The following is a 13,635-nucleotide window of genomic DNA, read 5'->3' as shown; positions in this document are numbered from 1 at the left end:
TATAGAAGTCTGTTGATTTAAATAAAATACAAACACGTTTGGTAAGATATTTCATAAACCAAACGTGCCGTATAAAAATATTGTTTTAAAATTTAGAGTAAATTAATCATCCCATTCGTCTCGAATTTCCTCCATAAGGTCATCATAACGTTCTTTTAGTTCTGCTGAAATAGATTTAGACGATTTATGAATTTGGCGTAATTGTAAACCCAGATAAATACTGAATAATCCACTAAATAAGAAACTCAATGCCACAAGAATAACAACACTCATTCCGGCAAATATGGGATTCCAAATTAAAATGAATGAAAAGATAATTCCTAAAATTCCAAGTCCTAATAAAATACCCCAATTTTTACTTCCATATTGTTTAATATCGAGCGCAAAACTGATAGCTGCCACGGAACGGAATAGAATAATAAATCCAATATAAAACGCCAGAACCGGTATAGATAATGCAGGGTGAATAAGTAAAGACGTACCTACAATAAAAGTAATAATTCCAAACGCTAAAGACCAACCCCAATTTTCTAATTGATGCCTATTGACTACTGAAAATATAATTTCTGATAATCCGCCAAATAAAAATGACAAGGCAAATAAAATGGACAAGGTTAATAATGAACCTGCTGGCGACATAAACACAATAATGCTTACGATAACAAAAAACAGTCCAACAATCACCGGAATGTACCAATGTTTAATGGCCTCTTTAATAGATTTTAAAAATGTTGCTTCCATAATAATAGTTTTAGTTAGTTAGTTAATTCTATGACGATTATATATTCAATTATTAATCCACTAGCTTGATATTCAAAACTTGATCCCCGATTAATGAAAACTTACAATCCACAAATTTGGGTGCCGAAAATTTGGGTTTAAAATTATTTGAAAAACCATACGGCTCTTTTGGAATCCCTATAAAATTTAGATTACAAATGCCATCCGAGTTTTCATCATGATACATAGAAATAGCATAATCACCCTTTGGCAAATCATTGATAATAAGGCGTTCTACATTTTCTTTTACAGTTAATTTGTAGTGTTTAATTTCTGAATCTTTTTCCAGAAACCCTTCTTCTGCGTTGTAAATACCAATAATAATATAGCCTTGAATTTTTTCAATATTTTGAATATTGATTGTTAGTTGTGGTGCATCCGAGGACAAAAACCCAAATATAATTGAGAGATACGCTAATAACATGTTCATAGGTTTGAGTTTTAATTAAAATAATGTTGCATCTGTTTTTTATCTTGAGCTTTGTAAGCATCATAAGGTTCAGATTGTTTTAATAAATACCATTTTATAGGTTTTTTAAAAATACAGGCTGCTGTTTTTTTTAAGGACGACACTTTTTCAGCTTCCATACTAAAATAATCTTCTAATGAATCTTCTCTAAAGTTAACAATTTTTTCAAGAGCATCACCATCGGCATAATAACCACAATGAAAATTTTTATCGGCAAAGGCGTGTTTTGGAAAATCAAGTTCCCCTAATCCAAATATAGCAAAGGAACGTTCTAAAAAATGTTCGTAGCTAATGCGGCAGGTTTCACCACCACCTAAATTAAAAATCTGTTTGGACAAGGCCTTTTCCTTTTCGATTCCGTTTACAAATGCACGAGCGGTATCACGTGGTGTAGCAATTTCCAAAGCTGTATTTAAAGGTTGATGAAACATGAGTTTAGACATTTTATGATTTCCCATAATAGCTGCCAGTCTAAAAATAGTCCAATTTAATTGACTGTTTTGCAAGGTCTTTTCGGCGGCAATTTTTGTTTCTGCATACGCGTCACCTTCACTTGGAATGAGCGGATCGCCCACATGTATATACGGATTCTCAATACGATCTCCATATACAGAAATACTAGAACTATACATAAAGAAAGCATTTGGCGACTCCTTTTCCAATTGAGCAATTAAATTTTGCGTGCCTACTGTGTTTACTTTGTGTGCTAATTCAGGCATCTCATCTGCCAAAGGTGGAATAATAGCTGCCAAATGAATAACAGCATCTATATTACGGATAGACTCTAAATTTAAAGGATTTGAAATATCACCATATATAATAGTAATTTGATCTTTAAAAGGTGCAAACTTTTCAATCGTTGCTTTGGATTTTTTGTCAAAAACCGTTACCTGATAAATACCTTTTTCAAGGAGTTGTTTTAGTGCTTCAAAACCAACAGTTCCTGAAGCTCCAGTTAGTAAAACATGTGTTTTGTTCATAGGGCGTTTTATTGTTTACATATTTAACAAGCAAACCTTAAGCCAAAAGATACTTTACATATCATTTTAAGATAATTTTATGCATGGTATTTTTTGGCTTGACACGTTTTTCTATTTAATACATGTTTTTAATGTTTTGAATAACACCACCATCTACCAAAATATCAGTTCCCGTGATAAATCGCGCCGCATCACTAACTAAAAAGTTCACCACATCAGCAACATCTTCAGGCTGACCATTACGCTTTAAGGGTGTAGCTTGTTTAATCTTTGCCATGCGTTCTGGGTGTTCTTCAGCTGCTTTCATGGCCATAGGTGTTTCAATAACGCCTGGGGAAACCGTTACAATTCGCGCCGCTTTTTCACCCCACTTATCTGCATTTTTATGACTTAACAAATGCACACCCCGTTTGGCAAAATTGTACATAATATCTGAATCACCGTTTACAAATTGATTTTCGGTTTCAAAAGAATTCTCGGCTTGTGGATTTTTCAAAGCCTCATCATAAGCTTCATTTGGAGGAACGGCATGAGCCATCATGGATGATAACAGAACAGCCACCGAACCTTGACCAGCAATTTTATGAAACGCTATTAAGGCACTAATTGGCTAACTTGGTAAACGTTAATCCATATATACAGCTTCAAAAACCGCTAAAGGTGCTCGTCTACCAACATTTAAGGATAGAATGTCATCTTTAATTGTATAGTTGTCCGTTAATTCAAATATTTTTAAAAATTCAGATTCATTAACATCAACATCGGGACATGCTTTTAGTGTTGTTGCCATATTAACAAAGCGAATTCTATTACCTTCTTCTAACACAAATTCACCATTCATTGTATTACAACCTGCAAAACCTGTTACTTGGTTGTTATTATTTTTTAAGGTGAAAAATATTTCGCGTTCTTGATTATCGGCCATTGTAACCGCTTGTCCTCCTAACGTTTTTAGTTTCCAATATTTTTCAGTAATTAGATTATCATCCATTTTTACCTTTTTAAATTCTGCTAAAGGTGCTCGTTTTCCTTTGTTTAATGATAAAATATTGTTGGCTATTGTAAAATTATCTGCTGTTTCAAAAATGTTCAAAATTTGCGCTTCATTAATTTTAGCATCTGGACACGCCATTCGCGTAGAACCCATTTGCGAAAAAATAATACGATTTCCGTCGTCCAACTTGTAAGCACCTATAAAATTATTACATCCAGAAAAACCGCTAATACTATTATTTTCAGAATCCAAAATGAAATAAATAATTTGTCCATTTTTTTCCCTGTCGGTCATATCCCGACCTTCTAATTTAGTAATAACCCATTTCGTGTTTTCAATAGTAGTCAACTCATTTTCTGATTTTTCTAGTTCCATCTGATTATTTTCTACTTTAATTTTCGATGGAACAGGTGCATTGGATTTTTTGTCTTGATTACATCCTACAAGGGTTAATAAGAAAATGGCTAATGTGGTAATTTTGGTTTTCATAAATACATGTTCTATTTTATCAAATATACATTTAGTTCGTAACATTACGAACTAAATAAGGCTAAAGTATTGTTAAAGTTTAATTGCTGTAAATAAACCAATTATAGGTTATAATTGCTTTTCGTTCTTACGAAACTGTGAAAGCGACTGTATGGTTTCTTGAACTAGAGATTGGGTTTTTCTTAAATAATCTTGAGTAATTATTCCAACAGACTCTTCTAAAGCAAATTTTTCAGGATGTTGCGCCTTATTGTATTCATTAATTTTCTCTACCAATTCAATTTCTCGGGTAAGCGATTGATTATAGAGTTCTAAAGATTCTAATTGGTAGTATTTAGCAACTTTAAAGTATCTTTTTCTATCACCAGGCTTGGTATAAAACGTAATATAACCTAACTGCGTTAACACATTTACATTTACAGAAGTAGAACTTTTACTAGCTTCAATAGTTTCTCGAATTTCTTCAAAAGTCAAACCATCAGAAGCTGATAATGTTAATAAGGCATATATTCTAGACGCTAAAGGTGAGATATGAAGGCGTTCTTCCATACGTATCCCAATATCCTCAATAAGCTGTTTACTATCTTTCGTTATTTCCATAATACTACAAATATATGTTTAGTTCATAACAACACGAACAAGTTGATGGTAAAGTTTTGTTATTTTTTAAGTTGGTATTTACTCTAATTTCAACCAACATAACCTACTATCAACCTTATTGTTATTGCGTCAATTATAAATTTAATAGCACTAAAAAAAAGTGTGTATACATCTTAAATTTATTGAAAAAACAGAAAATTATGAATGTACAAGCATATTTAGCCTTTAACGGCAATTGTCAAGAAGCATTAACCTTTTATGGTAAATTATTTAATGCAGAAATTAAAAACCGCCAAACGTATGAGGATCGTAAAATTGATGTACCATCATCTTACAGGCAAAAATTACAACACGCTGAATTAAAAGGAAGCGGAATTCGCATAATGGCTTATGATGCCGCTCCGGACACACCAATTAATCACGGCAACCAAATACACATGAGTGTAGATTGCGACTCCAAAGCCGAAGCCGAAAATCTTTTCAACGCGCTATCCAATGGAGGCAAAATACACCATAACTTCAGAGAGCGTGAATGGGGTTATTTTGGTAGATGTTCAGATGAATTTGGAATTAACTGGATGGTGAATTTTAATAATTAACCCAGATATCCGTAATCATAATTTATCCATTAATACTAAAAACAATATACATGCAAATAATATTTGAATACCACGATGTGGCAAGCAGTGAGGCTTTAGAAAATGAAGCGCGAGAAAAATTAGAACAATTAGGTCAGAAATTTGATATGGTAATTCGTGCTGATGTATTTTTTAAAACAGAAAACACCACGTCTGACGAAACCGGAAAAATCTGCAATATTAGATTAAGTTTACCAGGTCCTAGACTTTTTGCCGAAGCGAGTCATGATAATTTTAAAAACTCTCTATTGGAATCTGTTCAAGATTTAGAGCGCCAATTGCATAAGGTTAAAGAAAAGATGAAAAATTATTAACGATTAAAAACTGTACCTTATGAAATCTTTATTATTAAATGCAGCCTCTATTTTAATACCAGGTAGAAAAGCAAAAATTATTATCGTTGGATTACAATTGGGTTTTCTGGTGTATAAAGTGCTAGAACAAAAAGATGAAAACAAACATATTGAAACACGAAACTGATTCTTTAGCTATCATTTACAATCCCTTTTTTTTAAAAGCACTGTTTACAATACCTAACAGTAATGTATTGTATAATCGTGATTTGTTTCGTTTTTTTCATTTTACTTTTGGATATTGGACTTATCACTCATGTTTTTACGAAACCCTTATTCATGTTAAAATCTATATATCTTTCCCAAAAAACACCACATAATTAAAAAGCCGTAAAAATCTATAAATTAGATTGTTACGGCTTTTATAGTACTCAAGGCGGGAATAGCCAGCCTTAATCAGCCATGTTCGCCAAACCTAATTAAATCATGCTAACACTAATAAAATAAAGGCTTTAAGGAGAAATTAATTTAAATTAAATTAAGTAGAATTAAGCTAGTTTCAGAAAGATTAAGTATTTTTCGGGAAAATATCGGGAAAATATCGGAATGAAATATGACCATTAAATACTTCATAAGGAAAGGCAAAGGTAAATACTCTAGTATTTATGTTCGTTTTTTTGACAGCAAAAGAATAGACTTAACCACCACAACTGGCTTTAAGGTAAAAAGCGATGATTGGTCTGTAAGCAAACAACGTTTAAAACTTAAAGCCACCCCTGAAAACATCGATTTTATTAATAATAAGCTAGATAAGTTAGAAGATTATATTGCTGACAAATATAATGTAGACTATAATAATGAAACATACATTTCTAAAACATGGCTAAAAGAGGCCCTAGATAAATTTGCAAACCGAGCTACTGAAAATAATCTGCATCATATATATTTTGTAGATTGGGTAAAGAAATTTGTAGATGAAGCTCATACTAGAAGGCATAACGGCATACTGATTAAGCCTCGTTCTATAAAAAATTATGAAGCTACTTTAAGTAAACTGGAATTATTTGAAAAAAATAAGAATTACAAATACAGATTTCAAGATATTGACTTGAAATTTCATTCGGATTTTATTCATTACTGCGAAACAATAGGAAAATTAAACAGTAACTCAATTGGGAACCTGGTAAACAGAATTAAAACCTTTTGCCGAAATATTGAAATTGAAAGTTTACCTATTAACCCAATTTACAAGCATAAAAATTTCTACGCTCCCAAAAATGAAACGCACGATACTTATCTAACCGACACTGAAATCAACACCGTTTTTAACCATGATTTTAAGGAGTCTGAAAAACTAGATAATGCCCGGGACTTATTTATTATAGGATTAAGAACTGGATTGCGTGTTTCAGACATTTTAAACCTACAACAAGAGAATATCATCAATAATCTCATAAACATTACCACTCAAAAAACTAATGACAATTTAACGATACCTATTCATCCACAGGTACGAGAAATTTTAGCAAAACGAAACGGGAATTTACCACGTAAAATATCAGATCAAAAATTCAATAAATACATTAAGGAAGTTTGTAAAGAAGCTAAAATAAACGATTCTACTTATGGATACGTATTGGACGAAGAAACCAAACGAAAGAAATTGGATTATTACGAAAAACACAAACTAGTTTCGTCACACACCTGTAGAAGATCTTTTGCTACTAATTTATTTCTACAGGGCATTGAGGTTCGTATTATCATGAAAGCCACGGGGCACAAATCAACTTCGCAATTTATGAATTATATAAAAGCCACGCAGGACGAACATATTAAAAAAATAAGTGAATATTGGGAAAATCAAAATAAAATAGATGATGATGAATAATTATTTTGGAGTTTTAAGTGATTTCAAGAAGGAAAAATTCAACAGGATTGCTTCTCATTGTATTGAAATTGGAATTTACAATGAATACGATGAATTGGAGTTTATTGCTCCTGGCGTTTCAAAAACATATTTACCCTCAAACATGCTATATGGTACTATATTTTTTAATGAAAACCATTACAATATTAAAAAAGAAATTACAAATGAAATATACAGTGTGGCTAAAACCTACATGAGTAATATTTATAACATCCAATTTTCAAGATTCAAAAACGAACAATTATTAAAATTAAATACTTTCACTAATAAAGCTGAAAAAGAAAAATTTCTACAGAAAGCCATTTTAAAACTTAACAAGAAAGGTTTAAAAGACCCGTTTTTTATAGACTTTATGGGTCTTGGGGTAGAAAATGAAAAGGAGGGTTTCATTAAATGGGAGGATTTTGTAAAAATACACATAGAAACTGATGATTATTGGATATCAAATTATCTTTTTGGTATTTCAGAATTTAATATTCATGTAAATGAAGTTGTCAAAACTTGGATGAAATTTATCAAAATTAAAATGAAGATAGGTTTTTACGAAAAAGCAATGAAAACATTTCAAAACAGTTTAAATATTGATGAAAAACAGTCACTAAAAAAACTAACACCAATGCAACACGTTTGTTATATCAACAAATTGAGGGGTATTGATTTTAGTTTACTAAACGAGGCAAATAAAATTGAGCATTTGAATAAAATCACTGGAAATAATATTACAGATTTAGACAAACAATTAAGGGCATTAGATTCTCTTGTAAATCTATCCCAAGATGAACATGATGTTTTAATTGAAAAAACAAGTAAATACGCTAACATATTAAACACCATTTCGAAAGCTAGCATAGATAATTTAAAGAAAAGCGTTAAAGACTTTCAAAGATCATCAATTCCAATAGAAATAAGAAAAACCGTTGAAGCTAAAAAAGAACAGGAAAGATTTTACAAAGCACAGCGTAAAATTAAAGAAGCTATGAAAACGGTTAATAGTCTGTTTTAAACTAAAGGCAATACCCTTGGTATACCCAAAAACCTAAACGCCATTTCTCTACATTAAGTTTGCCGTGTTGAACCACAAAAACACGCAAACATGAAAACAGAAGTAATTCAAATTACAACATCAAACGAATCAGAATTTATCCCTAAAATTTTAAACGGTTTTAAAATTTTACTAGAGGAACACAATAAAAGTAATTCTGATAGTGAAATCCTACTCACAAGACAGGAAACGGCAAATTTATTGTCCGTTTCATTAGTAAGTCTTTGGAAATGGACGAAGGAAGATATCATTCCAGCTTACAGGATTGGCGCCAAAGTCCGCTATAAAAAGAATGAGGTACTACAAGTTCTTAAAAAAATGAATCAGTTTGAAAAATAAAACACACAATCCAAAGATGAATTGTGTGCTTTTTCAATGTCTTTAGTTATAACGCCAAATTATACAGACAACGTAAAAATACATATTATCATTGGTAAATCCAGAATAATATGAAAAATACTAATATAAGAATTGATGAAATTCTAAACGAAACAAACAGTTTAATTCAAGAAATCGAATCAGACAAAGATAAACTTAAACAGGTTGAAAATATTTTAAAGGAAATACCTAAACAAATCAAGCCTGTAAATTTTAGAGAGTATTGTAAATTAGAAAGTAATAAAGACAAGCTTTTTGGAAAACATTATAGAATAGCCGTTGTTGAGATATTATTAAAAACTGTAGATGCAACCGGTTTTAGCCTTTGTCGTAAGAACGAGCAAATTTATGTATTCAACTCGGAATATTGGGAATGTGTAGGAACTGAAATTTTTAAAGATTTTTTGGGTAATGCAGCTCTCAAAATGAAAGTGGATAAATTTGATGCTAAAGATTACGATTTTAAGGAAAAGCTATTTAAACAATTTATCGCTGATGCTGGACTAAAGGAAATAAAACCTAAAATTGGTACAACCTTAATAAATCTTAAAAACGGAACATTTGAAATCACCCCTAAAAAACAGTTTTTAAGACCATTTCAGAAATCCGATTTTTTGATTTATCAATTACCTTTCAGTTATAATCATGAGGCAAAAGCTCTTTTGTTTAACAAATTTCTAAATGAAGTATTGCCAGAAAAGGAATTACAAGATATACTTGCAGAATATTTAGCTAGTATTTTCATAAACAATAATAACATTAAAATCGAAAAAGTTTTACTGTTATATGGAACCGGAGCAAATGGAAAGAGCGTGATTTTCGACATTATAATGGCTTTGTTGGGCAGTAAGAATGTATCAAATTATTCCTTGCATTCTCTTACATCTGAAAATAGTAAATCGAGAATTAACTTGCTTGATAAACTACTTAACTACTCTAGTGAGATTAACGGTAAATTAGAAAGTAATATTTTTAAAGCAATGGCCTCTTGTGAACCTATCGAGGTCCCAGTTCTTTATAAACAAACCATTGTTGCCACAGAATACGCTAGACTAATGTTTAATTGTAACGAATTACCAAAAGAAGTAGAGAACACAAATGCCTTTTTTCGTCGATTTTTAATTCTTCCCTTCAGAGTAACCTTTCCAGAGGAAAAACAAGATAAGGAATTGTCTAAAAAAATCATTGACAATGAGTTATCAGGTGTCTTTAATTGGATATTAGAAGGACTTCAAAGGTTACTAAATAACAAAAATTTTACTGAGAGTGATATTGTAAAAAATGAAGTACTACAGTATCAAAAAGAAAGTGATAGCGTATTATTATTTCTTGAAGATGAAAATTATATTATTTCAATTACCTCGTTCCATTCATTAAAGGAGATTTATTCAGAATATAAACAATATTGCCATGATAACGGTTACAGGCAAGTATCAAGTAAAAATTTATCTAAAAGATTGGAAAAAGCGGGATACACCAAAGCTCATAAACGCATTGGCACTTCATTTAATATAGAAAAAAAGATTTCATTTTAAACCTTCACTTGCTTCACATCTTCACACTATAAATAGAAAAGGTGAAGATGTGAAGTAAATGAAGTTAAAGCAAACAATATTTTAAGCCATATAAAATGAAAAACCATAGATATACGCTAGAACCATATAAGGGCGCTAAAACTCGGCACCACTGCCCAAAATGTCTAAAAAAGTCAGTATTTACAAGATATATTGACACCGAATCCAATACATACTTGAATGATGCCGTAGGTTGCTGTAATAGAATTATAAAGTGCGGATATCACTATAAGCCAAAACAATACTTTTCTGAAAACAGTATTCTATTTCAAGCAATTACTAAAAAGATTACCACAACCGAAAAGATAAAAAAACCAAAAACCAGTTATATTAATCCTCATATTATGCATCAAAGTAAATCAAGTAAAAAACGTAATAACTTTTTAGATTTTTTAAAAAATCATTGGAATAAAACAGTTGCAACTGAATTAGCCGAAAAATATAATATTGGAACCTCAAAATATTGGAATGGTGCAACCGTTTTTTTTCAAGTAGACAGAGATTATAAAATAAGAACAGGCAAAATAATTCAATACAACTCCAGCACAGGCAAAAGAATTAAGAGCAATTTTCCGCCTGCTAACTGGGTTCATACTGTTTTAAAACTTGACAATTATAATTTAGAACAATGCTACTTTGGTGAACACTTACTAAACGAAGACTTAATTAAACCAATTGCTATAGTTGAATCGGAAAAAACAGCTGTAATTTCAAGCGTTTATTTACCGGAGTTTATATGGCTATCATGTGGCGGTATTAATAATTTAAATGAAGCCAAAACAAGAGTTTTAAAGGGCCGGAATGTCGTTTTGTTTCCAGATCTAAACGGTTTTGATTCATGGACTAAAAAAATACCACAGCTAACTAAACTAGCAACTTTTAAAGTATCCACTTTATTAGAGGAAAAGGCTACAGAACAAGAAAAAGAATTAGGTTTAGATATAGCAGACTACTTAATTAATTTGGACATTAACTTTAAAAACTTACTTGACTAAAAGAATTAATTTTTTAAATGATAATAAACGGCTTATACCGTTAATTCACACTATCACCTTAAACAGTAGTATTACTAAGTTTTGAAAATTTGTTTAAAAGTAAAGAAAACGGTTTTCATCGAACGGTTTAATTATATAAATGGCATTAAATTTAATTTACATGCATTTTTGCAAACGGTTTGCAGAATATTCGGTTAAAGTTTGAAAACGGTTTGCTAATTTCTTTGTTATGGTTTGAAAACGGTTTGCAGAATACCCAGTCGCAGTTTACAAACGGTTTGTTAATCTCTAGGCTACGGTTTGCAAACGGTTTGCAAAACTATTAAACAATAAATTATCCAAATTACCATTTACTTTAGATCGGATAAAAAATTACATCAGCCAGTATTTCTATCACTTCAAAAGCAATACTTATTAAAATAATGGATTAAAAAATTTATAAAATGGGAATCCTAAATTTCAATGTTATGAAAAAACCATCATAAATATAAAAACCTAAAAGAAATTAAGATACGATTTCTGACAAAGTGCCATCACCACAAACTCTTGGTAATATCAAAATTATTCATTTGGACAAAAATTTAGAATTAAATGACATTTAAAAATGAATGTAGAAAACAAAAAAAGGAGGTTTTACCCTCCTTTTTAATAAAATCTATAACTAGTTATAATCCGTCAACACCTTTAATCAGTGGTTTTTTTGAAACTTGTTGCTTTCTCATAATTATTGTTTTTAGTGTTAATTGATATAGTAAATATAATCAAATAATCTGTTTATACAAATGTAACAATTTTTATGCCGTTTTATTGTTTTCGATCCACACTTTACATACCTTTTCATAATAGTACCAACTATCTGGGTATTCTTTCTGTCTAAAATCAATATAATTCTTTAAAACTGCATAATAACTAATAAATAACGACTTAAACGTTTTTTTAACTATTTCATGGTCAATATGATTAGTATCATACATCGTAGCTATGTTCTCAAAGTAATTCAATGTCTGAACTAAATAGCCTCTATGTTTTGAATTACTTTTAAGATATTCTGCGAACTTCTCAATTTGAGAAGGGTCTTGCAATTCTTTTAATCTATCAGAATCTTTAAGAATTGACCTAACCTCGTTGACACATTCTCTCATATCTGTACTAGACCATTTAGAAATCATATCATAGGTATATTTAGTACGCAATAAGTCTGTGTTTTCTTTTTGTGCTAATATTTGGTATTCCAAACTAAAAGCATGGTAAAGCAGCGTTAAAGTAGCACACATACCAGCTAAATAGGTAATTACATCAATTAAAGTGATTTTTATGTCGTGATACGCTAATGTTAAAAATAAAAGCACACCGAAAACCACGATACATATTAATCCAATCCAAACGTATTTTATTTTATAATTTAAGCTTATTTCATGCTTCATAATAATGACTTTTAATAAATTTAAAATTTAATCGTAAAACACGTATAAATCTTTGTTATATGACCTAAAAAAAAGATTAAAAGCGGCAAAATAGGCCAAGTCAATAATTTATAACAATTTAGCATATTAAGAAATTTTTAAAAGTTAGCTATGATTCCAAATTTACGCCGTCCCTCCGGTTAAATTATCCCTCTTACATTTACTTCTCTTCGCCTTTCAAATTCCTCGGCATATTTAGAATTTACAATAGCCTGCGTGATTAAATCAAAATCACTAATTAAATCCTCAATCTTAAATCCAACTTTAGGTACGAAATAGATATAATAAAACTTATTATGTCTTGTCCATAATTGCACATCAAAATCATTTTTTAAGTTCAAATTAAAACTTAAAATCTCTTTTATAAAATCATCTATATTTTCATTATTAGATTTTGAGGTTTTTACCGTATAAACCGAACTAATCATTACATCTGCAAACGGAATTAAATTACCACAAAAAATATAATTAAAAGTGATTACAAACTTCCTTTTATCATATGTTTGAATAAAAAAATGACCCAATTTACGTATCTCTTGAGAGGTCATATTAATCGACTCAAAATCAACCGATTCATCAATAATACCAATGGATTTATTGGACTTACCCTCTAATTTAACTACATACTTATCCACAAACTCTACCAATTCACTTCTTTGATCATCAGAAACCGTTTTATAGGCAATATCAATTGAATTAACGTCTGAATAGTAAACGATGTTTTGCGAAGTAACAATACCGTATTCCTCGTTTAAATAGAGTTTTGCATGGAGATCATTTACCAGAACTAAATTGATTCCTTTAAGCTGTAAAAAACTCAAATCTTGTTTTGCGTTTTTTCGAGCTACAAACGTAATTTCTACGCCTCTATTTACAGCTCTATCTAAACACTTTCTCATTTTATTCCATTTTGATAACTCTACATAAGGTGAAACCAAAATGAGTTCTTTGTTAGACTCCTCAATTAACGTCATTATTTTTGAGGCTATTTCCAGTGGTGGTATAAATTTCAT

Annotated in this window: 16 protein-coding genes; 8 read left to right on the top strand and 8 right to left on the bottom strand. The window is 30.5% G+C overall.

Features of this window, described 5'->3' with window-relative positions; all coding sequences use genetic code 11:
• Nucleotides 1-102: 102 nt before the first annotated feature.
• The 6 genes from GMA17_RS14515 to GMA17_RS14490 all read right to left on the bottom strand — a co-directional run bounded on the left by GMA17_RS14515 (nt 103) and on the right by GMA17_RS14490 (nt 4,312).
• The gene (locus GMA17_RS14515; protein WP_248397419.1) at nt 103-741 is read right to left on the bottom strand and encodes an HdeD family acid-resistance protein; all 639 of its coding nucleotides are present in this window, start codon (nt 739-741) and stop codon (nt 103-105) included.
• Between the two features lie 52 nt (nt 742-793).
• On the bottom strand, nt 794-1,210 hold the full coding sequence (locus GMA17_RS14510; protein WP_248397417.1) for a DUF2141 domain-containing protein: 417 nt from the start codon (nt 1,208-1,210) through the stop codon (nt 794-796).
• A gap of 11 nt (nt 1,211-1,221) precedes the next feature.
• Entirely contained in the window at nt 1,222-2,229 is a 1,008-nt protein-coding gene (locus tag GMA17_RS14505) for an NAD(P)-dependent oxidoreductase (protein WP_248397415.1), read from the bottom strand.
• 115 nt (nt 2,230-2,344) lie between these two features.
• Nucleotides 2,345-2,791: an SDR family oxidoreductase gene (locus tag GMA17_RS14500; RefSeq protein WP_248397413.1), complete on the bottom strand. Its 447-nt coding sequence runs from the start codon at nt 2,789-2,791 to the stop codon at nt 2,345-2,347.
• Nucleotides 2,792-2,854: 63 nt separating this feature from the next.
• Nucleotides 2,855-3,712 (bottom strand): META domain-containing protein, encoded by an 858-nt coding sequence (locus GMA17_RS14495; RefSeq protein WP_248397411.1) that lies wholly within the window; start codon nt 3,710-3,712, stop codon nt 2,855-2,857.
• A 108-nt stretch (nt 3,713-3,820) separates the two neighbouring features.
• Nucleotides 3,821-4,312 (bottom strand): GbsR/MarR family transcriptional regulator, encoded by a 492-nt coding sequence (locus tag GMA17_RS14490; RefSeq protein ID WP_248397409.1) that lies wholly within the window; start codon nt 4,310-4,312, stop codon nt 3,821-3,823.
• Nucleotides 4,313-4,512: 200 nt separating this feature from the next.
• Here GMA17_RS14490 and GMA17_RS14485 point away from each other — a divergent pair, with 200 nt between their 5' ends.
• The 8 genes from GMA17_RS14485 to GMA17_RS14450 all read left to right on the top strand — a co-directional run bounded on the left by GMA17_RS14485 (nt 4,513) and on the right by GMA17_RS14450 (nt 11,159).
• Nucleotides 4,513-4,911 (top strand): VOC family protein, encoded by a 399-nt coding sequence (locus GMA17_RS14485; protein WP_248397407.1) that lies wholly within the window; start codon nt 4,513-4,515, stop codon nt 4,909-4,911.
• Between the two features lie 50 nt (nt 4,912-4,961).
• Nucleotides 4,962-5,264, top strand: coding sequence for a ribosome hibernation-promoting factor, HPF/YfiA family (hpf, locus tag GMA17_RS14480; protein ID WP_248397405.1), 303 nt, complete (start codon nt 4,962-4,964; stop codon nt 5,262-5,264).
• 19 nt (nt 5,265-5,283) lie between these two features.
• Nucleotides 5,284-5,430, top strand: coding sequence for a hypothetical protein (locus tag GMA17_RS14475; protein WP_248397403.1), 147 nt, complete (start codon nt 5,284-5,286; stop codon nt 5,428-5,430).
• 426 nt (nt 5,431-5,856) lie between these two features.
• The gene (locus GMA17_RS14470) at nt 5,857-7,131 is read left to right on the top strand and encodes a site-specific integrase (RefSeq protein WP_248397401.1); all 1,275 of its coding nucleotides are present in this window, start codon (nt 5,857-5,859) and stop codon (nt 7,129-7,131) included.
• Nucleotides 7,118-8,173 (top strand): hypothetical protein, encoded by a 1,056-nt coding sequence (locus GMA17_RS14465; protein ID WP_248397399.1) that lies wholly within the window; start codon nt 7,118-7,120, stop codon nt 8,171-8,173. Before GMA17_RS14470 ends, GMA17_RS14465 begins: the two co-directional genes overlap by 14 nt.
• A gap of 90 nt (nt 8,174-8,263) precedes the next feature.
• Entirely contained in the window at nt 8,264-8,551 is a 288-nt protein-coding gene (locus GMA17_RS14460) for a helix-turn-helix domain-containing protein (protein ID WP_248397397.1), read from the top strand.
• Between the two features lie 110 nt (nt 8,552-8,661).
• On the top strand, nt 8,662-10,125 hold the full coding sequence (locus GMA17_RS14455) for a phage/plasmid primase, P4 family (protein ID WP_248397395.1): 1,464 nt from the start codon (nt 8,662-8,664) through the stop codon (nt 10,123-10,125).
• A 95-nt stretch (nt 10,126-10,220) separates the two neighbouring features.
• Nucleotides 10,221-11,159, top strand: a complete 939-nt coding sequence (locus GMA17_RS14450) for a DUF6371 domain-containing protein (RefSeq protein ID WP_248397393.1) — start codon at nt 10,221-10,223, stop codon at nt 11,157-11,159.
• A 794-nt stretch (nt 11,160-11,953) separates the two neighbouring features.
• Here GMA17_RS14450 and GMA17_RS14445 read toward each other — a convergent pair.
• A complete protein-coding gene (locus GMA17_RS14445) occupies nt 11,954-12,583 on the bottom strand; it encodes a DUF4760 domain-containing protein (RefSeq protein ID WP_248397391.1) in 630 nt (209 codons plus the stop codon).
• Nucleotides 12,584-12,762: 179 nt separating this feature from the next.
• The gene (locus GMA17_RS14440; RefSeq protein ID WP_248397388.1) at nt 12,763-13,635 is read right to left on the bottom strand and encodes a hypothetical protein; all 873 of its coding nucleotides are present in this window, start codon (nt 13,633-13,635) and stop codon (nt 12,763-12,765) included.

Origin of the sequence: Bizionia sp. M204, from assembly GCF_023205095.1 — a bacterium.
Taxonomy (GTDB): Bacteria; Bacteroidota; Bacteroidia; order Flavobacteriales; family Flavobacteriaceae; genus Algorimicrobium; species Algorimicrobium hallyeonense.
This window is presented reverse-complemented; position numbering and strand designations above follow the sequence as displayed.

What these genes read in the sequence shown, in the direction of transcription:
- GMA17_RS14455 (WP_248397395.1), top strand. Translation starts at nt 8,662, where the DNA reads ATGAAAAATACTAATATAAGAATTGATGAAATTCTAAACGAAACAAAC.
- GMA17_RS14440 (WP_248397388.1), bottom strand. Translation starts at nt 13,635, where the DNA reads ATGAAATTTATACCACCACTGGAAATAGCCTCAAAAATAATGACGTTA.
- GMA17_RS14445 (WP_248397391.1), bottom strand. Translation starts at nt 12,583, where the DNA reads ATGAAGCATGAAATAAGCTTAAATTATAAAATAAAATACGTTTGGATT.
- GMA17_RS14475 (WP_248397403.1), top strand. Translation starts at nt 5,284, where the DNA reads ATGAAATCTTTATTATTAAATGCAGCCTCTATTTTAATACCAGGTAGA.
- GMA17_RS14510 (WP_248397417.1), bottom strand. Translation starts at nt 1,210, where the DNA reads ATGAACATGTTATTAGCGTATCTCTCAATTATATTTGGGTTTTTGTCC.
- hpf (WP_248397405.1), top strand. Translation starts at nt 4,962, where the DNA reads ATGCAAATAATATTTGAATACCACGATGTGGCAAGCAGTGAGGCTTTA.
- GMA17_RS14450 (WP_248397393.1), top strand. Translation starts at nt 10,221, where the DNA reads ATGAAAAACCATAGATATACGCTAGAACCATATAAGGGCGCTAAAACT.
- GMA17_RS14515 (WP_248397419.1), bottom strand. Translation starts at nt 741, where the DNA reads ATGGAAGCAACATTTTTAAAATCTATTAAAGAGGCCATTAAACATTGG.
- GMA17_RS14490 (WP_248397409.1), bottom strand. Translation starts at nt 4,312, where the DNA reads ATGGAAATAACGAAAGATAGTAAACAGCTTATTGAGGATATTGGGATA.
- GMA17_RS14465 (WP_248397399.1), top strand. Translation starts at nt 7,118, where the DNA reads ATGATGATGAATAATTATTTTGGAGTTTTAAGTGATTTCAAGAAGGAA.
- GMA17_RS14495 (WP_248397411.1), bottom strand. Translation starts at nt 3,712, where the DNA reads ATGAAAACCAAAATTACCACATTAGCCATTTTCTTATTAACCCTTGTA.
- GMA17_RS14460 (WP_248397397.1), top strand. Translation starts at nt 8,264, where the DNA reads ATGAAAACAGAAGTAATTCAAATTACAACATCAAACGAATCAGAATTT.
- GMA17_RS14470 (WP_248397401.1), top strand. Translation starts at nt 5,857, where the DNA reads ATGACCATTAAATACTTCATAAGGAAAGGCAAAGGTAAATACTCTAGT.
- GMA17_RS14485 (WP_248397407.1), top strand. Translation starts at nt 4,513, where the DNA reads ATGAATGTACAAGCATATTTAGCCTTTAACGGCAATTGTCAAGAAGCA.
- GMA17_RS14505 (WP_248397415.1), bottom strand. Translation starts at nt 2,229, where the DNA reads ATGAACAAAACACATGTTTTACTAACTGGAGCTTCAGGAACTGTTGGT.